Below are 25,364 nucleotides of genomic sequence, written 5' to 3'. Positions count from 1 at the left end.
TTAGTGCGCGTTGTCTTCGCTAATCGAAGACTGCAAGGCGCGGGCAAAAGAGTTCGCAATCGCCTGGCGTTGAGCCGGCGCAACGCTGGTGTTGATAAGGTTGGTGACCATATTTCCCAGCACCATCAGGGAAAGATCGGTCGGCGCCTTATGTTTTTCCAGTACACTGAGCAGTTCGCTCAGCAGTTGTTCAACATGTTCATCACTATAGCGGGAGAGTTGTGGCATAAATCAAAATCTGTTTGTTCATGAAAGGGCAACATATTACCGTAGCAACAGTTTTTTTTCTGCATTTTTATCCCCTAAATCATTCGCGTTACGGATAACGCCTGAAATGACAGGGCGATTGCTTGCGTCTTCCGGCAGGCGGTGGTTGAATACCGCCCGGTCTTAAAGGAGAGTTTATCATGAGTCTGGATATCAACCAGATTGCCCTGCACCAGCTTATCAAGCGCGATGAGCAAAATCTTGAGCTGGTCTTGCGCGATTCATTGCTGGAGCCGACAACCACCGTTGTCGAGATGGTGGCTGAACTGCATCGGGTCTATAGCGCCAAGAATAAGGCGTATGGCCTGTTTAATGAAGAGAGTGAACTGGCGCAAGCGCTGCGGTTGCAACGTCAGGGGGAAGAAGATTTTCTTGCCTTTAGCCGGGCGGCGACCGGACGCCTGCGTGACGAACTGGCGAAATATCCCTTTGCGGACGGCGGCATTGTATTGTTCTGCCATTATCGTTACCTGGCGGTGGAGTATCTGCTGGTTACGGTACTGAACAACCTGAGCAGTATGCGGGTCAATGAAAATCTGGACATTAACCCGACGCATTATCTTGATATTAACCATGCGGATATCGTGGCGCGTATCGATCTTACCGAGTGGGAAACTAATCCGCAATCGACCCGCTATCTGACGTTCCTGAAAGGTCGGGTAGGGCGCAAGGTCGCTGACTTCTTTATGGATTTCCTCGGCGCCAGCGAAGGGTTGAACGCCAAAGCGCAGAATCGCGGCCTGTTGCAGGCAGTGGATGATTTCACCGCAGAAGCGCAGTTGGATAAAGCAGAACGTCAGAACGTGCGTCAGCAGGTGTACAGCTACTGCAACGAGCAGTTACAAGCCGGGGAAGAGATTGAGCTGGAATCGCTGTCTAAAGAGCTTTCCGGCGTCAGTGAAGTCAGCTTCAGCGAATTTACCGCCGAAAAAGGCTATGAGCTGGAAGAGAGCTTTCCGGCGGATCGCAGTACGCTGCGCCAGCTAACCAAATATGCCGGCAGCGGCGGCGGGTTAACGATTAACTTTGATGCGATGCTGCTGGGCGAGCGGATTTTCTGGGACCCGGCGACCGATACCCTGACTATCAAAGGGACGCCGCCGAATCTGCGCGACCAGTTGCAGCGACGCACGTCGGGCGGGAAATAAAGGCATACGACATAAAAGGACGCCGTAGTGAGTAAAGGAATACGTCAGAAGCCGCCTGTTAATTTCAGTTTATTTCGGCAGGTTTTGTATGCGCACATTGTCGCATTTTTGATGATGTTGGTGCTCGGCATGGTGTTCACCGTTCTCTCGTTGGTACTGTTTTATACTTATGGCGCCAACTGGTTACTGAGCTTGTTCATATGCCCGCTGTTCTTGTTAAGTGGTTTATTCATTACTGGATTTGCTTTTAAATCAACCTGGTCCAGCATACGTTACTATTACGACAAGGGGCAGTTGAAACGGTATGGACTCAATCTTGATGCAACTTTGACGCATAAAGAGAAGGTGGAAATATGCATCGATAATGCAAAGCGTCAAGTGCGTGTAGATGAACTGGAGCTCCATGTCTTATTTGATTTTCAGTTTGATAGCAAGACATGGAGCTGCGGCGACTTACTGACCAATGAAAAGGTATTTGATGCGTTGAATGACGGGCAAACGATACCAATACGAATTCTGCCATGGAAACCGGAAAGTGCCAGCGTTCGTCAACGGGCATTATTCAATCGGCTTAAAGGTATGAATACCGCGTCGGAAACTACAGATCCTCGATTAGGGGAGGCGCTAATTGAATGTGGCGAGGTGTAAGAAAGCAGAAAAGCAAAGTGGGTTCTCGTTGCTCTGCATGTCGTCAAATTCAATTAAACGCATAAAAAAACCCCGCCGGGGCGGGGTTTTTCTTCAACTTCCAGGCGATTACGCGCGAACGAAGTCGATGTGAGTCAGCTTCGGTTTGTAAGCGTGACGCTGTACAGCCTGAGCTTTAACTTTTACTTCTTTACCGTCAACAACGAGGGTCAGAACTTCGCTGTAGAATTCAGCTTTAGCTTGCATGTTCATCACCTGGTCGTGGTCCAGTTCGATAGCAATCGGGGCTTCAGAACCGCCGTAGATGATTGCCGGGAACTTGTTAGCGGCGCGCAGGCGGCGGCTCGCACCCTTACCCTGCTCTTTACGTACTTCTGCGTTGATAGTAAACATTTAAATCTCTCTTTAATAATTCCTGCTACAGGCGACCCAGCAACAGGTAAGTGATCTGCTTTGCGTATGCAAAGGCGGGCGGGATTCTATACTCAAATCGCCGTTACATCAATGAAAAGTACAATTAACCACGTAATTCGTGCGCCCGGCGGAAGCGGCCTTCATAGTCGAACACTTTTTCACGCACCTGCCAGTACTGGCCTTTCATCCGCGCGACCACAAAATCGGGATGCCGCAACAGCGCCTGCTGCGCGACAATATCCGCCGCCGTGATCCAGCGTAAAGGGACGCCGGGCGTGCGCGTATGCGGGCGAATAAATAGCTGTTCGAAAGCGGTACGCTGGGCGGGCGTGTGCAAGCGGAAGCGCTCACTGACATCCGCGCCGTCCTCGTCATAGTAAGTGATTTTCAGCCATTCGCCTTTCTCATCCTGCCCATGCTGCATCGTCATTCCGCTACAGCGCAGGACTAACGCATCCTTGAGCCTGAGCGCCGCTTTTAACATATCGTCCGGGTCGACCAGAATAGCGTCACATTCCCGGCAGCGTCGGGCGGCAATATCGTTTTCGGCATTACACTGCGGGCAGTTTTTGAAGCGAAAGCGAAAATCGCACTGCTCGCGATGGCCGTCGTCATCCTCAAACCAGCCCTGGCAGCGACGGCCAAAGTGTTCAATCAGCGTGCCGTCGGCAGTGGTTTTCCCCCAGAAGGTGTTGGCAAAGCCGCAGGCCGGGCAAAATACCTGGACAGGGACGTTATCGCTTTTTCCCTTCGGGCTACCGACCTCCGGGGCATACAGGTCGTGCGGGTTGCCTGCGTAATCAAGAATCAGGCAATCGGTCTTTCCCGGCGCAAGGCGCAGACCACGCCCGACAATTTGTTGGTAAAGACTAACTGACTCCGTGGGACGTAGAATCGCGATGAGATCAACGTGTGGGGCGTCAAAGCCGGTGGTCAGCACCGAGACGTTAACCAGATAGCGAAAACGCTGCGCCTTGAAATTATCAATCAGCGCGTCGCGCTCGGGCCCTGGCGTATCGCCGGTAATCAGCGCCGCGTCGTCCGCCGGAAGCAGACCGACAATCTCTTTCGCATGTTCGACCGTGGCGGCGAAAATCATCACGCCTTTGCGCGTTTGCGCAAATTCCATAATCTGGCTGATGATGTGCGGCGTAATCCGCTGCTGCTTTTTCAGCTCACGGTTCAGGTCGGCTTCGCTGAACAGCCCATTGCTTTGGGCCTGCAGGCGGCTGAAATCGTATTGGATCACTGGCATATCAAGCCGCTCAGGCGGCGTCAGATAGCCGTGTTTAATCATATAGCGCAGCGGCAGTTCATAAATACAGTCGCGAAACAGCGCGTTGTCGTTGCCGCGCACCATACCGTGGTAATGAAATTGATAAATCCAGCCTTTTTCGAGGCGGAAGGGCGTGGCGGTTAGCCCAAGCAGACGTAAGTGAGGATTAACTTTACTCAGGTGAGTGAGGATTTGCTGATACTGACTGTCTTCATCGTCACCGATGCGGTGGCATTCATCGACAATCAACAGCGAAAACTCCTCCTGGAAGGCGTCAAGATTACGCGCCACCGACTGTACGCTGCCGAACACGACTTTGCCCTGACTCTCTTTACGTTTGAGTCCGGCGGCGAAAATATCTGCTTCCAGCCCCAGCGCGCAATATTTGGCGTGGTTCTGCGCGACCAGCTCTTTCACATGCGCCAGCACCAGTACCCGTCCGCGGGCGACGCGCGCCAGTTCGGCGATCACCAGGCTTTTACCTGCGCCGGTCGGCAGAACAATCACGGCGGGCGTACGGTGGCGGCGAAAGTGGCTGAGCGTGGCGTCTACGGCTTCTTGCTGGTAGGGGCGGAGTGTAAAAATCATGGTCTCACTACGTTAAACGGTTCCGGGAATAGTATGCCATGAATCATTTCCCTTGAGGGATATAGTTAGCCCGCTATACTGAGCGGATAGCAATTCCCTTTTTTCGGGTAGAATGCCCGATTTCCGTATTATTACAGGCTAAATCACACACATGCGACTTGATAAATTTATCGCTCAGCAGCTTGGCGTCAGCCGCGCTATTGCCGGGCGTGAAATTCGTGGTAACCGCGTTACCGTCGATGGCGACATCATTAAAAATGCGGCCTTCAAACTGCTCCCGGAACATGCGGTTGCGTATGACGGCAATCCCTTAGCGCAGCAACACGGGCCACGCTATTTTATGCTTAACAAGCCGCAGGGATACGTTTGTTCAACCGATGATCCCGATCATCCAACGGTACTGTATTTCCTGGATGAGCCGGTGGCGTATAAGCTGCATGCCGCAGGACGTCTGGATATCGATACTACCGGTCTGGTGTTAATGACAGATGACGGTCAGTGGTCGCACCGCATTACGTCGCCGCGCCATCACTGTGAAAAAACCTATCTGGTGACCCTGGAGTCGCCGGTGGCCGACGATACGGTAGCGCAATTTGCGAAAGGCGTGCAGTTGCATAATGAAAAAGATCTCACTAAACCCGCTACGCTGGAGGTGATAACGCCTGTGCAGGTCCGTCTGACCATCAGCGAAGGCCGTTATCATCAGGTGAAGCGGATGTTTGCCGCAGTAGGCAATCGCGTTGTGGAACTGCACCGCGAACGGATTGGCGCCATTACGCTGGATGAGAATCTGGCTCCCGGCGAGTACCGCCCGTTGACTGAAGAAGAAATCGCCAGCGTCGGCTAACTATCTCGTTAAATTCAGGAGTTCGATGTGACCACCCGGCAGCACTCTTCCTTTGCCATTGTCTTTATCCTTGGCCTGTTGGCCATGTTAATGCCGCTGTCGATTGATATGTATCTTCCAGCGCTGCCGGTGATTTCTGCGCAATTCGGCGTGCCTGCCGGTAGCGCGCAGATGACGCTCAGCACCTATATTCTGGGGTTTGCGCTGGGTCAGCTTATCTATGGACCGATGGCGGATAGCCTCGGGCGTAAGCCGGTCATCCTGGGCGGGACGCTGGTATTTGCCGCGGCGGCGGTCGCCTGTGCGTTGGCGCAGACTATCGATCAACTGATCGTGATGCGTTTCTTTCACGGTTTGGCGGCTGCGGCGGCAAGCGTCGTCATCAATGCGCTGATGCGGGATATTTATCCAAAGGAAGAGTTTTCGCGCATGATGTCATTTGTCATGCTGGTCACTACGATAGCGCCGTTAATGGCGCCCATTGTTGGCGGCTGGGTGTTGGTATGGTTAAGCTGGCACTATATCTTCTGGATACTGGCCATTGCGGCGATTCTGGCGTCAGTCATGATCTTTGCTTTGATTAAAGAGACGCTGCCCGTTGAGCGGCGTCAGCCTTTTCATATTCGTACCACAATAGGTAACTTTGCTGCGTTGTTTCGCCACAAACGCGTACTGAGCTATATGCTGGCGAGCGGGTTTAGTTTTGCCGGTATGTTCTCTTTTTTGAGCGCGGGGCCGTTTGTCTATATCGAAATTAATCATGTTCCGCCGCAGGATTTCGGCTACTACTTCGCGTTGAACATCGTATTTCTGTTTGTGATGACGATTATCAACAGCCGTTTTGTCAGACGGGTAGGGGCGCTAAACATGTTTCGGGCCGGGCTATGGATTCAGTTTGCGATGGCGGTGTGGATGGTTTTCAGCGCGCTGATGGGCATTGGATTCTGGGCGCTGGTGGTCGGCGTTGCGGCGTTTGTCGGCTGTGTGTCGATGGTTTCGTCCAATGCGATGGCGGTCATTTTGGATGAGTTTCCGCATATGGCCGGAACGGCGTCTTCGTTGGCGGGCACTTTCCGCTTTGGTATTGGCGCTATCGTCGGCGCGTTGCTGTCGCTGGCTACCTTTACCAGTGCGTGGCCGATGATCTGGTCGATTGCGCTTTGCGCCGCCTGTTCCATTCTGTTTTATCTCTACGCCAGCCGTCCCAAAAAACGGTGACGGGCGCGCTGTCCCTCAATGGCGCCGAAGAATGCGCAGGCGGCGTTGGGGGACGCTATCCGCTACACGATGGCAAAGCCAAACGGCTTTCATAGTTGATGTATATCAATTATCAATTCATCATTTTCCTCCTTTATGTTTATTTTATGTAAAATCCATTTATGTAAAAAGTCACATCATTGTAGTTAAAAAGGTTGAGTTAGATCGCAGAAACGGGTACATATAGCCCGCCGCTATCTCCGCGTCGGTAAAACTATTTTAACTCCCGCTTGCTGTAGAGCCACTGACGGAGAGAAGGGCGTTAGCAATCTGTTTAAGGACGGGTTGTCAATGATGTGTTAATATAAATGTAAGTAAATTGTGAAGTAATTGTGCTTCCGGGGAAAGAAAGTGAATACATTACAGCTCTCAATTGTTCACCGTCTGCCGCAAAACTATCGCTGGTCGGCGGGTTTTGCGGGGTCAAAGGTTGAACCGATTCCGCAAAACGGGCAGAGCACCGAGAATAGTCTGGTGGCGCTTAAACTGTTGAGTCCGGCAGGCGATAGCGCGTGGTCAGTGATGCATAAGCTCAGTCAGGCGCTAAGCGATATTGAAGTTCCTTGCTCCGTGCTGGAGTGCGAAGGGGAACCGTGCCTGTTCGTTAATCGTCAGGATGAGTTTGCCGCCACCTGTCGGCTGAAAAATTTCGGCGTGGCGATAGCGGAACCTTTTTCTAACAATAATCCTTTTTAGGCGTCAGCTTAACGCGAGTAGCTGACGCGTATAGGCCTGTTGCGGTGCGGTAAACACGCGCTCGCATTGCCCCTGTTCAACCACCTCCCCCTGCCGCAGCACAATAACCTGATGGCACAGCGCGCGTACTACATGCAGATCGTGGCTAATGAAGATATAGGCCAGACGGTGCTTTTGCTGGAGCGATTTCAGGAGGGCAAGAATCTGCGCCTGAACGGTTTTATCCAGCGATGAGGTCGGTTCATCCAGAATAATAAGCGACGGTTTTAAAATCAGCGCCCTGGCGACGGCGATACGTTGACGCTGGCCGCCGGAAAACTCAGCGGGGTAACGATGCCGCGTTTCCGGGTCCAGGCCGACTTCCATCATGACCGCTTTCACCTGCTGTTCGCGCTGCGCGCCTGAAAGCGTAGGCTGGTGGACGCGCAGGCCTTCTTCGATAATTTGCAACACGTTTAAACGCGGGTTTAGCGATGAGTTTGGGTCCTGGAATACGACCTGGATACGGTGGCGAACAGGTAAAAGCTGGCGGCGGTTTAACGTATCCAGCGATTGACCGTCAAACACGATGCGGCCTTCGGAGCGGATAAGCCGTAACAGCGCCAGACCGGTGGTACTTTTTCCCGATCCTGACTCGCCGACCAGACCCAGCGTTTCGCCTGGATGCAGGGTGAAACTGATATTGTTAACCACCACATTATGATCCACGACGCGCTTCAGAATGCCTTTGCGGATCGGGAAGGCGACGCGCAGCTTGTCCACTTCCAGCAACGGCGCCTGCCCGGCGGGGAGCGGAACCGGATCGCCAGTGGGTTCGCTGTTGAGTAGTTTTTGCGTGTACGGATGGGTCGGCGCGGAGAGCAGCGTGTCGGCGCGTTGGTTCTCTACGCACTTGCCGTGTTGCATTACCGCCACTGAATCCGCCAGTTTTTTTACAATGCTGAGGTTATGGGTGATAAACAGCAATCCCATATTGAGCTCACGCTGGAGTTCCCGCAGTAGAGATAAGATCTGCGCCTGTACGGAGACGTCGAGGGCGGTGGTCGGCTCATCGGCGATCAGTAATTCCGGCCGTGTTAACAGCGCCATGGCTATCATGACGCGCTGGCGTTCGCCGCCGGAAAGCTGATGCGGATAATCGCGCAGACGCTGGCTCGCCTGGCGGATACCGACCCGATCCAGACAACCGATCATCTCCGCCCTTGCTGCCTCCCGACGCATTCCCCGATGGAGCGACAGCACTTCATAGAGCTGTTTTTCCAGCGTATGCAGCGGGTTAAGTGAAACCATCGGTTCCTGAAAAATCATGGCGATTTTATTGCCGCGCACGCCGCGTAGCGTCTGCTCGCTGGCATGAAGCAATGATTCGCCGTGAAAGCGAATATCGCCGGAGAGGTAGACGGCGGGAGGGGTAGGCAAAAGACGCAGAATGGAAAGCGCCGTCACGCTTTTTCCTGACCCGGACTCGCCGACCAGCGCCAGCGTTTCCCCGGCGTTCACCTGTAACGAAATGGCGTTAACGACAGGGCGCACGTGCTGTTGCTGACGGAAACCTACCGATAAATTTTCAATTGCAAGCAATGGAGATGTCATCTTATACCGCCTTAGCAGGATCAAAGGCGTCGCGTACCGCTTCGCCGATAAAAATCAGCAGCGATAGCAGAATGGCGACAGACAGAAAGGCGGCGATCCCCAGCCAGGGAGCCTGTAAGTTGTTTTTCCCCTGTAAAAGAAGTTCGCCGAGAGAAGGGGAGCCAAGCGGCAGACCAAATCCCAGAAAATCCAGCGACGTCAGGGTGGTGATGGAGCTACATAAAATGAACGGTAAAAATGTCAGGGTAGCGACCATTGCATTAGGCAACATATGGCGCAGGATAATGTCACGATCGCTGACGCCAAGCGCCTGCGCGGCGCGGATATAGTCAAAATTGCGGGTCCGTAAAAACTCGGCGCGCACCACGCCCACCAGACTCATCCAGCCAAACAGCACGGTTATGGCCAGCAGCCACCAGAAGTTAGGCTGCACTACGCTGGAAAGTAAAATAATCAGAAACAGGGTCGGCATCCCCGACCAGACTTCGATGAGACGTTGCCCCCATAAATCGACTTTGCCGCCATAATAGCCCTGTAGCGCGCCCGCCAGTACACCCATGACGCTGGAGCAAATCGTTAACATCAGGCCAAATAAAATAGAAATGCGGGTGCCGTACAGGATGCGGGCGAAAACGTCGCCGCCATTCGCATCGGTGCCCAGCCAGTTTTTCGCCGAAGGCGGGGAGGGGAAAGGCTGCGTGGTGGCAAAATTAATGGTATTGGCGCCAAAGCGTACGGGGGCCCACAACACCCAGCCCCGATTCTCAAGCTGCCGTTGTAGCCAGGGGTCCTGATAGTCTGCCGTTGTCGCCAGCGGGCCGCCGAAATCGCGCTCGCTGTAATTTTTTACCAGCGGAAAATACCACTGGCCTTCATAGCGCACCAGCAATGGCTTATCGTTAGCAATCAGTTCCGCGCATAAGCTCAGGCTGAACACGACCAGGAAAATCCATAGTGACCAGTAGCCCCGGCGATTATGGCGGAAACGCGCCCAGCGGGCCTGATTGACCGGGCTTAATCGCGGCATTATCGTCCCTCAAAATCAATGCGTGGATCGACCAGCGTATAGCTGATATCGCTCAGGATATTCAGTAATAAGCCAATCAGGGTAAAGATATAAAGCGTGCCGAACATCACCGGATAGTCGCGCGAAACGGTTGCTTCATAACCCAGCAGCCCCAGGCCGTTGAGCGAGAACATGACTTCAATTAGCAACGAGCCGGTGAAAAACATACTGATAAAAGTGGCGGGAAACCCGGCGATCACCAGCAGCATGGCGTTACGAAAAACATGTTTCCAGAGAATGTTTTTTTCACTCACGCCTTTAGCGCGAGCGGTAACGACATACTGTTTACGCACCTCGTCGAGAAACGAATTTTTCGTCAGCATCGTCAGGGCGGCAAAACCGCCGATGACGGTCGCCAACACCGGTAGCGTAATATGCCACAAATAATCGGTGATTTTCTGGTACCACGGTAATGTGTCAAAGTTGGCGGAGACCAGGCCACGTAGCGGAAAGATATCGTAGTAGCTGCCGCCGGCAAAAAAGACGATTAATAAAATAGCGAACAGAAAGGCGGGGATCGCATAACCAATAATGATAAACGCGCTGCTCCACACATCAAAGCGACTGCCGTTATGGACGGCTTTGCGAATCCCCAGCGGGATAGACACCAGATAAATAATCAGCGTGCTCCATAATCCCAGGGTAATGGAGACGGGAAGGCTATCTTTGATCAGCGTCAGCACGGATGCGCTGCGAAACAGACTGTCGCCGAAGTCAAAAGAGAGATAGTCCCGTAGCATCTTGAAATAACGCTCATGCAGCGGTTTGTCGAAGCCGTAGCGATGGGTGATCTCCGCGATCACCTCCGGATCGAGTCCCCGGCCGCCGCGATAATGGCTGTCGCTGATATTGCCGACGCCGGTTTGCGCATGACTGGCGCGAACGCCTTCGCCGCTGGCGCCGGGCAACGCGCCGCCCTGGCCAAATTCAATCGCGGCAATCGCCTGATCGACAGGGCCGCCGGGAGCGATCTGCACGATAAAAAAGTTAATGGTAATAATGGCCCATAGCGTGGGGATCACCAGTAACAGACGGCGGATAAGATAGGCGCCCATTGATTCTTACTACCTCCTGGCTGCCGGTAGTTTGGCGGCTTTGTTGACATCATACCACCAGGTATCTAACCCGATGGTATATACCGGGCGAATCGCCGGATGGGAGAATTTATCCCACCAGGCGAGCCTGTCTTGCGCCATATACCACATCGGCAGCATGTAATAGTTCCAGGTCAGCACGCGATCCAGCGCCCGTCCCAGCGGCACCAGTTTCGCTTTATCACCCTGCGCTGCGATAATTTGCGCGATCAGTTTATCCACCACCGGGCTTTGTACGCCGGGAGCGTTATAACTGGAGTCAATGTATTCCGACGCCCATGAGATTTGTAGATCGGAGCTGGGCCAGGGCATCGCCCGCCATAGCCTCGGCATCATGTCATAGTCGCGGCTACGCATCCGGTTGGTGAGTTGAGAATTATCAACCTGACGGATAGTCATCGTAATGCCCAGACGCTGAAGATTATGCTGGAAGGGTAGAACCCACTGGCTATTACTGCTGGCAGGAAGGAGAAGTTCAAACGTCAGAGGCTTACCGGTGACGCTATTGACCCGTTGCTGTCCGTTGATCACCCATCCGGCCTGCGTCAACAAGGCGTCAGCTTTAAGAAGATTTTCGCGATCGTAGCCGTCGCCGTTAGAGACCGGCGGCTGATAGATCTGGGTGAAGACTTCAGGAGGAAGATCTTTTTTCATCGGCGCGAGTAATACCAGCTCATCGGCGTCAGGGTAATTTCTGGCGGCGTACTCGGTATTCTGGAAGTAACTGTTGGTTCGGCTCCAGGCATTATAGAACAGCGCTTTATTCATCCACTCAAAATCGAAGGCCAGGGTGACAGCTTCACGTACCCGCCGGTCTTTAAATACCGGGCGCTGAATATTAAAGGCCAGCCAGCGTGTGTCCTGCGCCGACTCGTTTTTCTGCTCTTCTTTAATGATGTAATGATTATCGAAATTTTTACCGATATAGCGCGTTGCCCAGTTTTTAGCGTCGTTTTCCAGCCGTAGATCAAATGCGCCCGCTTTAAACGCCTCGAAAGCGACATTGTCATCAAGGTAGTAATCGTAGCGGATAGTGTCGAGGTTAAAACGTCCACGATTGACCGGCAGATTAGCCGCCCAGTAGTTTTTGACGCGTGAATAGACAATGTACTGGCCCATTTTCCACTGAGTAATCCGGTATGGCCCGCTGGCTAAGGGCGGCGTTGAAAGCGGATCGCTGAGTTTGTGATTTTTCCAGAATTTTTCGGGCATGATCGGTAGTGAAAACAGACTAAGCATGTCTTCTTTACCAGGCTTCGCCAGCTCAATTCGCACGGTTAAAGGCGCAATCGCCTTCACGGTAGTACCTTTATAGACCAGACGGAACTGCGGTACGCCTTCGGTCATAAACTTATGAAAGGTAAAGGCCACATCGCGGGCGGTAATGGGCGTGCCATCGTGAAAACGAGCGCGGGGGTTAATCGAGATTTCCACCCAGGAATAGTCGGCGGCATAGCGGGCATGGTCGGCAATCAGCGGATAATAGCTTCCGGGCTCATCATCCGAGGTGGTAAAAAGCGTATCGTAAAGGGCTTCGGTACGTACGCCGGGATTGCCGCGCAGCGAATAGCGATTGAAATTATCGAACGTACCAATGGCGGAAAGCGTCATCTGACCGCCTTTCGGCGCAGCAGGATTCACATAATCAAAGTGATCAAAGTTAAAAGCATACTTAGGTTCGCCGAGTACGGCGAAAGCGTAGCTTTCTTTGATTTCCTGGGCCTGGGCGCCAGCGCTAACCAGTGCGACAAGCAGAAGCATTACGCGCGCAATCATCTGAAGGCGGTTTCCTTATCGTATTGCCCGCTGCAAACCGGCAGGCGTTTCGCTGAATAATAAGTGACGTTGCGTCTGATGTGAATCCGTTAAAACCGTAAGGGGACTACCATTCAGGCACGGAAGGCGCCGACATCCACAGCACGAAATCTTTAAGGGGTAAAGGACGGCTAATCCAGTACCCCTGCAAGTAATTAACACCGTGATCGCGTAGCCAACGGGCCTGCTCCGGCGTTTCAACGCCCTCGGCCACCGTCAGCATATTCAGGCGTCTGGAGAGCGTCAGCACGGTATCCAGAACTGGAGACGTGACGGTTTCCGTGCCGATCGCCTGGATAAAACCGCGATCGATTTTCAGATAATCTAAAGTAAATCGCTCCAGATAAATCAGGGCGCTATGGCCTGTACCGAAATCATCTATAGCGATTTCAAACCCGGCGGAATGCAGCCATTCGAACAGTTTGGCCGCTTCATACTGCTGGAGCATATCGCGTTCAGTGATTTCCAGCACGATATGAAAATGGTGCGCGGGCAGGGCGTCCCTGAGCCGGTGCATATCCTCTTTAAAACTGTCGCTGTGCAGATGTTCCGGCGCGATGTTAATGCCAAATTTGGCACCGACGGGCATCACCTTCTGTAGCGTGGGTGCGTCGCGGGCGATCAGCTCGAACAGATGCTGCGTTAACGGTACGATAAGTTGCTGCGCTTCGGCATAGTGGATAAAGGCATCCGGCGGAATCTCGCCTGCCGTAGGGTGACGCCAGCGCAGTAAGACTTCAAGCCCGGTGACGCTTAGCGTACGAGTATCGACGACGGGCTGATAAACCACATAAAACTGCTCGTGTTTGATCGCCGTTAAAATCTCTTTGCCCGGTCGCGTCCGGAGGGCATAGATAAAGTAACAGATAAACCCCGCTACGATGCCGCTAATGCAGCCCAGCATCAACGCATACCACAAGTCATTGTAGGTCCAGCTATCGGCATAAAGCCGTATTTTAAGCGGCAGGCCGTTGATAGTTGCCAGTCGTGATGGCGTGCCCGGCAGCTCCGCGACGGTCAGTAGACGCGAAGAAAAGGTCGACAGAGCGGTATTGCCGACAATCAGCGCGATGCCGTTAAAATCGTCCTGGCGCGTGGTATAGAGTAAGTAGGGCGTCAGGTTAATATTCAGCGATGTGAATACGCCGCTGTCATTTAATAATGGGTTTCGATACCAAATCACCATTGTCGGTTTGTTGGGCATCATTGGCGTGCCGGGCAGAATCGCCATAGCAACGTCTTTGCGGATATCTATATCCGGTACCAGTTGCTGAAGCGGCATATTCATGGCGCCAGTGGCGGAAGAGCAGAACACTTTTTTATCTTTAATCAATAAGAAGGCGCGGACATTAAGGCTAAAAGCGGCTCTTGAGGTGAGTTCTGCGCCAACCTGCTGACAGGTGTTGATCGTCAACGGTTGAAGAATATCGGTGGTGGCTTTCAGGTCGGCGAAATAGCTGGCCAGGTAATGTTGTACATCAGAAAGGAGCGTATTGTATTTAACATCCCGTTTATGCCACGACAGGAAAAATTGCAGGCTACCAATAAGTAATGCTGCCGCTATCCCCGTAATGATACAGGTAAGCAGGATTTTCCGACCGGAAGAGGAGTCGCGTGTAAGCATAATTCCTGGTGTGACCTGAAAAGGCGGATGCCGGTTAAACTGGTTGATTTATAAGACTATAGCCTGGATTACCCCGGATAGTCATGCTTTTCTGTGATGCGCAGGAAAGCGTATTGTCGCAGTAGTCGTTGGCGGAAACGACCTGAATGTCTGATGGCGCTATGTTTATCAGGCCTACGTTCGTGTGTTGTAGGCTGGATAAGAGGCCACACGTCGCTATTCGATAAAACGGGTTCAGAAGGGATAATAAGCAAAAGCACTGCCGAAGCAGTGCTTTTTATGTCGTCTCATCAGGTAAGCCAAGGGAGGTGCTGCCTGATGAAGATTAACTGCGGCTCAGAACTCGACGCGCTTCATTGTAGCGTTTTTTCCAGTACGGTTCGTTCATACTGGAGATAATGACGCCGCTACTGGTAGACGCATGGACAAACTGGTTATTGCCGATATAAATACCGACATGACGACCAGTGGAGCCGGCGCGGAACAGAACCAGATCGCCCGTACGCAGGTTATTGCGTGAAACTGCTTTGCCCATTTCCTGCTGTTCATAGGTTGAACGCGGAAGCTCTAAACCAAACTGTTCACGGAAGGTGCGCTGTACAAAGCTGGAACAGTCGACGCCTTTCTTAGTGCTGCCGCCCAGGCGGTAACGCACGCCTTTCCAGTCAGCATACTGATCCATAATCCGCGACTTAACGTCAAGGTTACGCACCATATTTTCAAATTCATCCTGAGAGGCTTGCAGTGAAGAGCTATCGCTATTGCCCACAGCATGCGTCTCAGAATGCATATTCTTTGCGGTATTGGTGGTTGTGCTACAAGCAGAAAGCAGAACCGCAACTGCAATCGCAGGAATCCCGCGCAAAATATATCTCAAAATCGGTTGAGATTTGACCATGTTGTTTGTTTTCCCTTGAAGTCCTTAACGATAAATATCGTTATAAAAATGCCAAACGTGATGAGACTAATTACCTGCACAGCTTGAGACAATTCTTTGTGCACAAATCTGTGGCGGAACGCACAAATTTATTCGCAATGAGAATAATTATCTGGCGAGGCAAAACGAGTTTGAGATTACCCGATTGTTGCTGTCATTGCGAGCGATTTCGCGTGATTTTTTATAAGAATTTATGATACGAAAAGTGAACTATCAGCACGGGTCAAATTAAGCGCAAATCGTTTAAAAATCGGGCAAACTGTTCATTTTGCAGAGGAATAATATGACCGAAAAATGATGGGCTGGGGGAATATCATCATAAATTACCTTCAACGATGTAAAACTATCGCTGAAGGTAATGTTAATTGTATGGGTTATTTGTTTAAAATTTGTTTATTTCCGCCCGGGAGATAATTCTCAAAAAGCGCTATCGCCCGGTCGCTGAGCGGGGTCATCAGCCACCAGGGGAGGCCAATCAAAATAACCGTGAGTGACCCGACCACAATATCGGTGAACCAGTGAGCGCCAATCATAACGCGCGGAAACGCGAAAACCACAAATATAATAAGGGCGATAATCCCCGCCGTTTTGCCGAAATAACGCAGCATAAAGGCGGAAAATATCAGCAGCATCATACCGTGATCGCCTGGGAAACTGTCTTTTGACGCGTCTTTTGTCGGGATGTGCAGCAACTCGCTGACGCGATAAATATGCTCAAAAGAGAGCGTTGGGCTGGCGCGCTTGACGGGGATCAGCGCCTGACCGAGTTGGTTAAGCACCACCGCTGTTAGCAGCATGACCAATCCGATTATCACAATGCGCCGCCGACCCGACGCGTCTTCTTTTAGCCAGAAACTGAGCATCAGTCCCCCCATCGCCAGCAGCGAACAGCCGTCAAACGCCCGATTATTGGTAATAGCGACCCACCAGAGGAACGCGTGGCTTTCCACCAGTTTCTGGTTAAAGAAGTGGAATATGCCGGAATCAATGGTGAACCAGAAGCCGTGATTGACGGGAAGATACCATGACAAAAACAGCGCCAGACCGGCGGCATTAAGCAGAATTATCAAGGAATAGCGGGTTTTCATCGTCATTTCGCCATAGTTTTTAAACGGTGGCAACCTTACGCGTGCGTCGCTAAACGAAGCTTCAACAAGGCCGTCTGTAACGTATTCCAGTCGGTTTCTGTGTTTGAGATAAGTTCAACCCGGCTGTCCGGCGGCGCGACACTCTGTGTTTCGATGTGCAGGTCATCGCCCTGGCGATTGATGCGTACCAGCCCCTCTTGTATGCGCATAACGCCTTTCACCCGGCCCACCGGCGCCAGACGCGCCCATTCGAGGAGGCCAATGGTGTCAAACACGGTATCGGCATCGAAAATCCAGCCGCAGGCCTGATGACCTTGTCCGCTATTGAGGCTGCGTCGCCAGCGCTGCTGGGCGGGCAGATTTAGCGCGGCGAGTCCTTTTTTACTGGCATGAGTGTGAGAATGCGCGGCGCTGGCCGGCAGTTCCGCCAGATTTTGTCGTGGTAAATCCAGAAGCTTACCGTCTATCTGTCCATGTTCGGCATGAATCAGTTGACGATCGCCGCCGTACTGTCGCCACCACTGTTGCAGGGCGGCATCGCTCTGCGCCGTGGCGCGATCGGTCTTATTGGCGATGATAATATCGGCTGAGGCGAGCTGATCGCGGAAATTTTCATTGGCGACACTCTGTTGGTCCAGCAGCAGACGAGGGTCAAGGATGCAGAGCGTGGCGCGTAAATCAATCCACGGCTCATAAACCGGCGCAGTTAATAAATCCAGAATCTGTTTTGGGTGCCCCAGTCCGGTTGGTTCAATCAGCAACCGGTCAGGTTTGCCCTGGCGTAGCAGCGTGTTGAGCCCCACCTGCATAGGCAATCCGTTGACGCAGCACATGCAGCCGCCGGGGATCTCTTTTAGCAGTGCGCCGCTGTCGGCAAGCAGCGCGCCGTCAATACCCACTTCGCCAAATTCATTGACCAGGACGGCCCACTTTTCAGCCGGATCTTTATGAACTAATAAATGAAGGATAGAGGTGGTTTTTCCGCTACCGAGAAATCCAGTAATAAGATTGGTTTTGGTCACGTCAGCTCCAGAATATTGATACAACATAACAACTTTTAATAATCCTGGCGAATAAACGTGAAAAAGAGAAGCGCTGAGTTGACGAAGTCGTGCTTCTGCCATCTTAAGAGCAGAAAATGTTAAATTTTTAACGTTTCTCTTGCCTGGTGCAGAACAATCAATAAAGAAAAGGGTCAGACTGCGCCCTGGGGCGCAGCCGAAAAATGCGAAACTTAATCCGCGCGCCCCATATAACGGCGCTCTTCGATATGAATGCGGATTTTCTCACCTGCGCTCAGGTATTCGGGAACCTGAATCACCAGACCGGTGCTTAATGTCGCGGGTTTGTTACGTGCGCTGGCGGACGCTCCTTTAATACCCGGCGCGGTTTCGACGATTTCCAGATCCACAGTCTGCGGAAGCTCTAGCGCCAGCAGTTGGCCGTCCCAGGTCAGAACCTGCATATCCGGCATTCCGCCTTCAGGCATAAACAGCAACTCTTCTTCAATCTGATCTTTGGTGAAGGTATACGGCGTATAGTCTTCTTTATCCATGAACACATATTCGTTGCCATCGACATAAGAAAAGTCAACGCCGCGACGGCTCAGGGTGACGGTATCAACGATATCGTCGCCTTTGAAACGTTCTTCCACTTTCAGACCGGTGCGGACATCGGAAAAACGCATTTTATACAGTGTGGCGGCGCCACGGGCGGTAGGCGACTGAATGTCGATATCTTTCACAATCAGCAATTTGCCGTTGTAGTTCAGTACCATACCCTTTTTGATTTCGTTCGCTCTTGGCATCGAGGAGATCCTGTTGTAGAGATTATCTAAAATATCGCGTAAAACTACTCGCGCCGGGCCGTCCAGGCAAGTGGAATTGTCACTTTTGCTGGTGCAAAAAAGGTGATACTGTTCGCCCGCTTTCCGCTCCGCGTTCAACGAGAATACGCGATGGCATGTCGCCCGGAGGGGGGATGTGTGCTGTGTTGTCCCTTCTGTTTCCAGCCTTGTCTTCGGAATGTCTGAGGGCAGGCCTGATCATGATGACGTCCACATTTTAAATCTGGATTTTTCTTTGGACAAATTCTGTTATCTTTCATTTGGTTATAAATAGAGGGCTGAGCATGGACTGTCGTAGCGGTTGTGGCGCTTGCTGTATTGCGCCTTCAATTTCGTCGCCGATACCCGGAATGCCGAATGGCAAGCCGATGAATACCAGATGCGTGCAGCTTTCGGAAGATAACTTGTGCCTTATCTTTGGCTCGCCTTTACGCCCAAAAGTGTGCTCTGGTTTGCAACCGACAGGGGACATGTGTTTAACGACCCGGGAAGAGGCCATTATTTATTTGCTGGAACTCGAACAGAAAACCTTACCATGAGCTATGCCGTTTTTGATAAACGTGCAGGGGCTTACGTTATATCCCGAAATAGTCTGCAAAAGCTGCGCATCAAATTACCTCCTTTTACCATTAAATAGCGTAATACATGATTCCCTTATTTCGTGGCTTCTGAAGCGGTAGATGTCGCCGCTCAACCCCGTTGGTGCCTGAACGTGTACCGAATGAACCGTCACATAAAACAAAAACGATCAATTTTATTTATATGATAGTTTTTGTCTATTAAAAAGAGGGATTTTGATCGATTTTAATTATTTATAACGATCGATATCATGAATTTGATAGTTTATATCTATCATTGATGTATTTACCGATCGATATAACCAGTGTGAATGTATTGTTATTTTCCTTTAAAATACTCGAATTCTTATGTGTGGGTTTTATCTTATGAAGAAATATACGTTCGCAGCCAGGGCGTTTATTTTTACGCTGGTGTTGCTTTTTGTTATTTCAGTATTCGGGTTGACTATTAGCGTTTTAAAAGGGATGTGAAATGCGGGGAGAAAATAGTGAGATTGATTTAGTCGACGTTTCCTTATTCCTTATAAGAAAATGGCTAAGTATCATGATCGCTACCTTTATTTTTGTTGCCATTGGCTATGTTTTTGTGAGCGTGCAGCATGATACAAAGGTTGTGAGTATGACAATCAAACCTAATCTGGATACGCCTGCTACCTATGCGTTATGTGGCTATACTAATGATATTCAATGTAAAACAACGGTTATCCTTAACCAGTTTAGCCGTTTCTTGCCTGCGGAATATAAAAATAAAATAAGTTTTGACGCGAAAAATCAGCTTGTTCTTTTTAAGGCGCAGGGGAGGGAAGAAAGCGTCAATAATATTATTTCCACCCTGAAAAATAGTGTCGATAAAATGGCAGCATGGTATATCGATGATGGTGACATTAAACGTTATAGTGTGCATAAAAATATGTTACAAACGGAAACATATGCAAAGCTATCATTGTTGTCGGAGGCGGTTAAAAATAATGCTAACATTGAAGTGATAGATGTTGCTGTCACACCAAAATATAAGATGCGGCTGGTGTTGGTCCTTTGCGGGCTGATGGGCGTAATTTTCTCAATAACCGGTCTTTTATGTAGGAGGGCGCTTACAGAATATCGTATTGAGAAAAAGACAATGAATGACCGCGCATGAACATTGCGCAGAGATAAACTCTGCGCTGAAATGTGTCGAAGAGTAAAAGTATCAGGCTTGCAAGTTAAACATCTTTAATACGCGCCAGGCAGAACATGGTGGCGACAATCATGACTAACGCAAACCAGAAGACCGCATGATAATTCCAGATTTCTGCGGCGATTCCCGCCAGCGAACCGGCAATGATCCAGCCGACGCGAATGGTATTGGTATACAGCGTGGTGGCTGAACCCGCCTGGCCTGGCATGAGATCCTGAAAATAGAGCATGCCAATCCCGCCAAGAATGCCGATGTAAATCGCGTTCAGCAACTGCAAGCCGAGCAACGTCGCCGGTGCGTGCGCCAGCAACATCCCCGCATAAAAGCACAGTCCGGCGACAACGGCGATGCACATTAACAGGCGTTTTCCCAACCGTTTGGCGAAGTAACCTGCAATCAGCATTGTGGGAATCTCCAGCCCGGCGGCGGTGCCCATCATCACGCCTGCAAGTTTTTCCGGAAGATGCAGCTCATTGATGATAAACAGCGGCATATTAATGATATACAGGCTGTTAGTTCCCCACATTAACGTACAGATGACAAACAGCAACAGCGTATCGCGGCGATTACGACGCGGTGCTTCCAGCGTGCCGGTCGCCAGCGGCGCATCTTTGCGCATTGACGGTAAAAAGAACCACACTATGACGCCGCAGACGATAAAAGCTACCGCCGCGCTCAAATACATCACCGTAAAGCTAAAACCCATCGCCAGCGCATAGGCCAGCGGCGGCCCAATGACCCAGGCCAATGAGACCTGGGCGCGGAGGATTGAGCTGAACATCACCGCTTCACGACCTGTACGATCGGCATGTTCACGGGCGAGCGCAAACATCTGCGGGTTGGCGGTAGAGCCGAAGCTACTGAGAAAGACGCCGATAAACAGCAAAATAAAGTAGTTGCGGTTCCAGGCAAACAGCACGCAGGCCAACATGCCCAGCACGCAACAGAAAACGATCAGTTTTTTGCGATCGCCTTTTTTATCTGAGCGACCCGCCAGAAACTGGCTCACGATAATGCCGATAACCGCGCTGCCGGTAAAAAAGAATCCCACCATGCCGGGACGGGCGTGAACCTCATCCGTCAGAAAAATACTGAGCGTCGGCGCCTGTAGCGCACCGGCAATACCGGTGAGAAAAGCGACGATCAAAAAGGCGGTAGACGCCAGGTCAAACGATTTAGGCGCAGCGGCGGCGGGACTGTTGTGCATGTTTCTATATCAGTGGTGTGAAGAGAGGCGGAGTTTACGCTGCCCGTCAGAAAATAAACAGGCGTCTGAATCAAAATCGACACGAAAAATCAAAATAGCATTCCAGTTTGTTACCAGGGGGGTGCTGACGCAAGCTGAAAGAAAAAAGCTGAAGCCTTTTATGCGTCAGCTATTGAGGGTCTGTTGGAGAAAAAATGTGCTTCACCTCAAAAAATTGCTACAAAACCGGTAACTTTTCTTGCGTGCTGAAGCAGAAAGATCCAGACTTCTTGAAACGTTTCAGCGCGATCTGGTTTTTTTGATAACTCAGATTGGCGCTTTTTTTCTCATAGTGGCTGAATCGTTTCAATTCAGCAAGAGAGGAGACACATGTTCCAGTTATCGGTTCAGGACATTCATCCGGGCGAGCAGGCCGGAAATAAAGAAGAGGCCATTCGGCAAATCGCCGCTGCGTTAGCGCAGGCGGGGAATGTGGCGGGCGGCTATGTTGACGGTATGCTGGCGCGCGAACAGCAAACCTCGACCTTTCTTGGCAATGGTATTGCGATTCCCCATGGCACAACAGACACGCGCGATCAGGTGCTGAAAACCGGCGTCCAGGTCTTTCAATTTCCGCAGGGCGTTACCTGGGGAGAAGGCCAGGTCGCCTACGTGGCGATTGGTATTGCCGCCAGTTCGGATGAACACCTCGGCCTGCTGCGTCAGCTGACGCATGTGCTGAGCGATGACTCCGTGGCTGAACAGCTGAAATCCGCGACAACGGCGGAAGAGCTGCGCGCATTGCTGATGGGCGAGAAGCAAAGTGAACAATTAAAACTTGATAATGAGACGATGACGCTGGATGTCATCGCCAGCTCGCTGGTCACATTGCAGGCGCTAAATGCGGCGCGTCTGAAAGAGGCGGGAGCGGTTGATGCGGCGTTCGTCGCAAAAACGATTAACGATAGTCCGATGAATCTGGGACAAGGCATCTGGCTGAACGACAGCGCGGAAGGCAATTTGCGCAGCGCTGTTGCGGTAAGCCGTGCGACCCAGGCGTTTGACGTAGAGGGTGAAAAAGCAGCCTTATTAGTCACTGTCGCGATGAACGATGAGCAGCCGATTGCCGTGCTAAAACGCCTCGGCGACCTGTTGCTGAACAATAAAGCCGATCGTCTGCTGAGCGCTGACGCCGCGACGCTGCTGGCGTTGCTGACCAGTGATGATGCGCTGACGGATGACGTACTGAGCGCGGAATTTGTAGTGCGTAATGAGCATGGTCTCCATGCCCGTCCGGGCACCATGCTGGTGAATACGATTAAACAATTTAACAGTGAAATTACCGTGACAAACCTTGATGGAACCGGCAAACCGGCAAACGGACGTAGTCTGATGAAAGTGGTGGCATTAGGCGTGAAGAAAGGCCATCGTCTGCGCTTTACCGCGCAGGGTGAAGATGCTGAACAGGCGCTGAAAGCGATTGGCGATGCGATCGCCGCCGGTCTCGGGGAGGGCGCATAATGAGCAGGCGTGTCGCCACCATTACCCTTAATCCGGCTTACGATCTGGTTGGGTTTTGCCCTGAAATCGAACGCGGCGAAGTGAACCTGGTGAAAACCACGGGTCTGCACGCGGCGGGCAAAGGCATTAACGTTGCCAAAGTGCTGAAAGACTTAGGCATCGACGTCACCGTCGGCGGTTTTCTCGGTAAAGATAACCAGGACGGTTTTCAGCAATTGTTCAGCGAACTGGGCATCGCTAACCGCTTTCAGGTGGTTCAGGGCCGGACCCGCATCAACGTGAAGCTGACGGAAAAAGATGGCGAAGTGACCGACTTCAACTTTTCCGGCTTTGACGTGACCCCCGCAGACTGGGAACGCTTTGTTAACGACTCCCTGAGCTGGCTGGGCCAGTTCGATATGGTCTGCGTCAGCGGTAGCTTACCGGCTGGCGTGAGTCCGGAAGCGTTCACCGACTGGATGACGCGTCTGCGCAGCCAGTGTCCATGCATTATCTTTGATAGTAGCCGTGAAGCGTTAGTCGCCGGTCTTAAAGCTGCGCCGTGGCTGGTGAAACCGAATCGCCGCGAACTGGAAATTTGGGCGGGTCGTAAGCTCCCGGAAATGAAAGATGTAATTGATGCGGCGCACGCGTTACGCGAACAGGGTATCGCTCATGTGGTGATTTCGCTGGGGGCGGAAGGCGCGCTGTGGGTTAACGCCTCAGGAGAATGGATCGCTAAACCACCGGCAGTGGACGTGGTAAGTACCGTCGGCGCAGGCGATTCCATGGTTGGCGGATTGATTTACGGCCTGCTGATGCGCGAGTCCAGCGAACATACGCTGCGTCTGGCGACGGCGGTTGCCGCGCTGGCGGTCAGCCAGAGCAATGTGGGTATTACCGATCGTCCTCAGTTGGCCGCAATGATGGCGCGTGTCGACTTACAACCGTTTAACTGACAGCAGGAGAGGCATAATGAAAACGCTGCTGATAATTGACGCTAATCTCGGCCAGGCTCGCGCTTACATGGCGAAAACCCTGCTTGGAGCGGCGGCGCATAAAGCAAATCTGGAAATTATCGACAATCCGAATGATGCTGAGCTGGCGATCGTGCTGGGCGAATCTCTGCCGCACGACAATGCTCTGAACGGCAAAAAGGTTTGGCTGGGGGATATTGGTCGCGCCGTCGCGCATCCGGAACTGTTTCTGAGTGAAGCCAAAAGCCATGCGACCCCTTACAGCGCCCCTGCTGCGGCTGTTCCTGCGGCGAGCGGCGGTCCGAAACGCGTGGTCGCGGTAACGGCCTGCCCGACCGGCGTCGCTCATACTTTTATGGCGGCTGAAGCCATTGAAACAGAAGCGAAAAAACGCGGCTGGTGGGTAAAAGTCGAAACGCGCGGCTCCGTGGGGGCCGGCAATGCCATCACCCCGGAAGAGGTGGCGGAAGCGGATTTAGTGATTGTGGCGGCGGATATCGAAGTGGATCTGGCGAAGTTTGCCGGTCTCCCGATGTACCGCACGTCGACCGGCCTGGCGCTGAAAAAGACGGCGCAGGAGCTGGATAAAGCCGTAGCGGAAGCGACGCCGTATCAACCGGCGGGTAAGGCATCGCAAGCGGCGACCGAAGGGAAGAAAGAGAGCGCTGGCGCATACCGGCATCTGTTGACGGGCGTTTCTTACATGCTGCCTATGGTGGTTGCCGGGGGACTGTGTATTGCGCTTTCCTTCGCTTTTGGTATTGAAGCCTTTAAGGTGCCGGACACGCTGGCGGCGGCGCTGATGCAGATTGGCGGCGGTTCGGCGTTTGCGCTGATGGTGCCGGTACTGGCGGGTTATATCGCTTTCTCCATCGCGGATCGCCCAGGCCTTACGCCAGGTCTGATTGGCGGTATGCTGGCGGTTAGCACCGGTTCCGGTTTTATCGGCGGGATCATTGCCGGCTTCCTTGCCGGGTATATGGCGAAGCTTATCAGTACCAAACTGAAACTTCCGCAAAGTATGGAAGCGCTGAAGCCAATCCTGATCATCCCGTTAATTTCCAGTCTGGTGGTGGGGCTGGCGATGATTTACCTGATCGGTAAACCGGTTGCCGGGATTCTGGAAGGGCTCACCCACTGGTTGCAAACCATGGGGACGGCAAACGCGGTGCTGCTGGGCGCGATTCTCGGCGGGATGATGTGTACCGATATGGGCGGCCCGGTGAACAAAGCGGCGTATGCGTTTGGCGTTGGTCTGCTGAGTACGCAAACTTACGCGCCGATGGCGGCGATCATGGCCGCAGGTATGGTACCGCCGTTAGCGCTGGGTCTGGCAACGATGGTGGCGCGTCGTAAGTTCGACAAAGCGCAGCAGGAAGGCGGTAAAGCGGCGTTGGTGCTGGGGCTGTGCTTTATCACTGAAGGCGCTATTCCGTTTGCGGCACGCGACCCGATGCGTGTACTGCCGTGCTGTATCGTTGGCGGCGCGTTGACCGGGGCCATTTCTATGGCGGTAGGCGCAAAATTGATGGCGCCACACGGCGGTCTGTTTGTGCTGTTAATCCCTGGCGCAATTACGCCGGTATTGGGATACCTGCTGGCAATTGTGGCCGGTACGCTGGTGGCAGGGCTGGCTTATGCCGTCCTGAAACGTCCGGAGACGGAAGTCGCGGCAAAAGCGGCATAAGAGAAACACGCTAAAAAAGGCAGAGCGCGCTCTGCCTTTTTTATTGCCTGAAGAA

At 52.2% G+C, this 25,364-nt stretch carries 24 protein-coding genes; 11 read left to right on the top strand and 13 right to left on the bottom strand.

What is annotated here, in order from left to right; all coding sequences use genetic code 11:
- Complete coding sequence (locus ABVN44_RS03385; protein WP_001135904.1) at positions 1 to 228, bottom strand: YejL family protein; 228 nt, start codon at positions 226 to 228, stop codon at positions 1 to 3.
- Positions 229 to 407: 179 nt separating this feature from the next.
- Between ABVN44_RS03385 and yejK the strand changes: the two genes are divergently transcribed.
- The gene (gene yejK / locus ABVN44_RS03380) at positions 408 to 1,415 is read left to right on the top strand and encodes a nucleoid-associated protein YejK (protein WP_000050806.1); all 1,008 of its coding nucleotides are present in this window, start codon (positions 408 to 410) and stop codon (positions 1,413 to 1,415) included.
- Between the two features lie 27 nt (positions 1,416 to 1,442).
- Positions 1,443 to 2,063, top strand: coding sequence for a hypothetical protein (locus ABVN44_RS03375; protein WP_023232375.1), 621 nt, complete (start codon positions 1,443 to 1,445; stop codon positions 2,061 to 2,063).
- 108 nt (positions 2,064 to 2,171) lie between these two features.
- Here ABVN44_RS03375 and rplY read toward each other — a convergent pair whose 3' ends face one another.
- On the bottom strand, positions 2,172 to 2,456 hold the full coding sequence (rplY, locus tag ABVN44_RS03370) for a 50S ribosomal protein L25 (protein WP_000494192.1): 285 nt from the start codon (positions 2,454 to 2,456) through the stop codon (positions 2,172 to 2,174).
- 124 nt (positions 2,457 to 2,580) lie between these two features.
- The gene (locus ABVN44_RS03365) at positions 2,581 to 4,341 is read right to left on the bottom strand and encodes a DEAD/DEAH box helicase (protein ID WP_052908375.1); all 1,761 of its coding nucleotides are present in this window, start codon (positions 4,339 to 4,341) and stop codon (positions 2,581 to 2,583) included.
- Between the two features lie 151 nt (positions 4,342 to 4,492).
- On the opposite strand from ABVN44_RS03365, the gene rsuA reads away from it, so the two are divergent.
- The 3 genes from rsuA to ABVN44_RS03350 all read left to right on the top strand — a co-directional run bounded on the left by rsuA (position 4,493) and on the right by ABVN44_RS03350 (position 7,141).
- Entirely contained in the window at positions 4,493 to 5,188 is a 696-nt protein-coding gene (rsuA, locus tag ABVN44_RS03360; RefSeq protein WP_001234841.1) for a 16S rRNA pseudouridine(516) synthase RsuA, read from the top strand.
- A 27-nt stretch (positions 5,189 to 5,215) separates the two neighbouring features.
- Positions 5,216 to 6,406: a Bcr/CflA family multidrug efflux MFS transporter gene (locus tag ABVN44_RS03355; protein ID WP_000213349.1), complete on the top strand. Its 1,191-nt coding sequence runs from the start codon at positions 5,216 to 5,218 to the stop codon at positions 6,404 to 6,406.
- Positions 6,407 to 6,796: 390 nt separating this feature from the next.
- The gene (locus tag ABVN44_RS03350; RefSeq protein WP_001094639.1) at positions 6,797 to 7,141 is read left to right on the top strand and encodes a YejG family protein; all 345 of its coding nucleotides are present in this window, start codon (positions 6,797 to 6,799) and stop codon (positions 7,139 to 7,141) included.
- Between the two features lie 3 nt (positions 7,142 to 7,144).
- On the opposite strand, the gene yejF is transcribed toward ABVN44_RS03350, so the two are convergent.
- The 9 genes from yejF to yeiP all read right to left on the bottom strand — a co-directional run bounded on the left by yejF (position 7,145) and on the right by yeiP (position 18,165).
- A complete protein-coding gene (gene yejF / locus ABVN44_RS03345; RefSeq protein ID WP_000203612.1) occupies positions 7,145 to 8,734 on the bottom strand; it encodes a microcin C ABC transporter ATP-binding protein YejF in 1,590 nt (529 codons plus the stop codon).
- A 1-nt stretch (position 8,735) separates the two neighbouring features.
- Positions 8,736 to 9,761 carry an ABC transporter permease gene (locus tag ABVN44_RS03340; protein WP_001137761.1) on the bottom strand — a complete coding sequence of 342 codons (1,026 nt, stop codon included), beginning with the start codon at positions 9,759 to 9,761 and terminating at the stop codon, positions 8,736 to 8,738.
- Entirely contained in the window at positions 9,761 to 10,855 is a 1,095-nt protein-coding gene (locus tag ABVN44_RS03335; protein ID WP_000501623.1) for a microcin C ABC transporter permease YejB, read from the bottom strand. The genes ABVN44_RS03340 and ABVN44_RS03335 overlap by 1 nt, the downstream gene beginning before the upstream one ends.
- 9 nt (positions 10,856 to 10,864) lie before the next feature.
- Positions 10,865 to 12,670, bottom strand: a complete 1,806-nt coding sequence (locus ABVN44_RS03330) for an extracellular solute-binding protein (RefSeq protein ID WP_000561742.1) — start codon at positions 12,668 to 12,670, stop codon at positions 10,865 to 10,867.
- Positions 12,671 to 12,776: 106 nt separating this feature from the next.
- Positions 12,777 to 14,333 (bottom strand): cyclic di-GMP phosphodiesterase, encoded by a 1,557-nt coding sequence (locus ABVN44_RS03325; RefSeq protein ID WP_000957746.1) that lies wholly within the window; start codon positions 14,331 to 14,333, stop codon positions 12,777 to 12,779.
- 325 nt (positions 14,334 to 14,658) lie between these two features.
- Positions 14,659 to 15,231 carry a bifunctional murein DD-endopeptidase/murein LD-carboxypeptidase gene (gene mepS, locus ABVN44_RS03320; protein ID WP_000241015.1) on the bottom strand — a complete coding sequence of 191 codons (573 nt, stop codon included), beginning with the start codon at positions 15,229 to 15,231 and terminating at the stop codon, positions 14,659 to 14,661.
- 413 nt (positions 15,232 to 15,644) lie between these two features.
- Positions 15,645 to 16,364, bottom strand: a complete 720-nt coding sequence (locus ABVN44_RS03315) for a phosphatase PAP2 family protein (RefSeq protein ID WP_000178091.1) — start codon at positions 16,362 to 16,364, stop codon at positions 15,645 to 15,647.
- A 29-nt stretch (positions 16,365 to 16,393) separates the two neighbouring features.
- Positions 16,394 to 17,380: a GTP-binding protein gene (locus tag ABVN44_RS03310; RefSeq protein WP_023231329.1), complete on the bottom strand. Its 987-nt coding sequence runs from the start codon at positions 17,378 to 17,380 to the stop codon at positions 16,394 to 16,396.
- Positions 17,381 to 17,592: 212 nt separating this feature from the next.
- A complete protein-coding gene (yeiP, locus tag ABVN44_RS03305; protein ID WP_001136822.1) occupies positions 17,593 to 18,165 on the bottom strand; it encodes an elongation factor P-like protein YeiP in 573 nt (190 codons plus the stop codon).
- A gap of 323 nt (positions 18,166 to 18,488) precedes the next feature.
- On the opposite strand from yeiP, the gene ABVN44_RS03300 reads away from it, so the two are divergent.
- The 3 genes from ABVN44_RS03300 (at position 18,489) to ABVN44_RS03290 (ending at position 19,920) form a co-directional block, all read left to right on the top strand.
- Complete coding sequence (locus ABVN44_RS03300) at positions 18,489 to 18,743, top strand: YkgJ family cysteine cluster protein (RefSeq protein ID WP_001523448.1); 255 nt, start codon at positions 18,489 to 18,491, stop codon at positions 18,741 to 18,743.
- 387 nt (positions 18,744 to 19,130) lie between these two features.
- On the top strand, positions 19,131 to 19,253 hold the full coding sequence (locus ABVN44_RS03295; RefSeq protein WP_001519564.1) for a membrane protein: 123 nt from the start codon (positions 19,131 to 19,133) through the stop codon (positions 19,251 to 19,253).
- A gap of 1 nt (position 19,254) precedes the next feature.
- Positions 19,255 to 19,920, top strand: coding sequence for a GNVR domain-containing protein (locus tag ABVN44_RS03290; protein ID WP_023231328.1), 666 nt, complete (start codon positions 19,255 to 19,257; stop codon positions 19,918 to 19,920).
- 64 nt (positions 19,921 to 19,984) lie between these two features.
- Here the strand turns inward: ABVN44_RS03290 and setB are convergent, their stop codons facing one another.
- Complete coding sequence (gene setB, locus ABVN44_RS03285; protein ID WP_000551926.1) at positions 19,985 to 21,166, bottom strand: sugar efflux transporter SetB; 1,182 nt, start codon at positions 21,164 to 21,166, stop codon at positions 19,985 to 19,987.
- 369 nt (positions 21,167 to 21,535) lie between these two features.
- Here setB and fruB point away from each other — a divergent pair, with 369 nt between their 5' ends.
- Genes fruB through fruA form a run of 3 tightly spaced genes read left to right on the top strand, consistent with a single transcriptional unit; the run spans position 21,536 to position 25,309 of the window.
- The gene (gene fruB / locus ABVN44_RS03280; protein ID WP_000487287.1) at positions 21,536 to 22,666 is read left to right on the top strand and encodes a fused PTS fructose transporter subunit IIA/HPr protein; all 1,131 of its coding nucleotides are present in this window, start codon (positions 21,536 to 21,538) and stop codon (positions 22,664 to 22,666) included.
- The gene (gene fruK, locus ABVN44_RS03275) at positions 22,666 to 23,604 is read left to right on the top strand and encodes a 1-phosphofructokinase (protein WP_000091249.1); all 939 of its coding nucleotides are present in this window, start codon (positions 22,666 to 22,668) and stop codon (positions 23,602 to 23,604) included. Before fruB ends, fruK begins: the two co-directional genes overlap by 1 nt.
- Before the next feature lie 16 nt (positions 23,605 to 23,620).
- Entirely contained in the window at positions 23,621 to 25,309 is a 1,689-nt protein-coding gene (fruA, locus tag ABVN44_RS03270) for a PTS fructose transporter subunit IIBC (RefSeq protein WP_023232527.1), read from the top strand.
- Positions 25,310 to 25,364: the final 55 nt, after the last annotated feature.

It is taken from the genome of Salmonella sp. SJTUF15570, from assembly GCF_043357055.1.
In the GTDB taxonomy this organism is placed as follows: domain Bacteria; phylum Pseudomonadota; class Gammaproteobacteria; order Enterobacterales; family Enterobacteriaceae; genus Salmonella; species Salmonella enterica.
The sequence above is the reverse complement of the archived record's forward strand: the minus strand, read 5'-3'. Positions and strand labels throughout refer to the sequence as shown.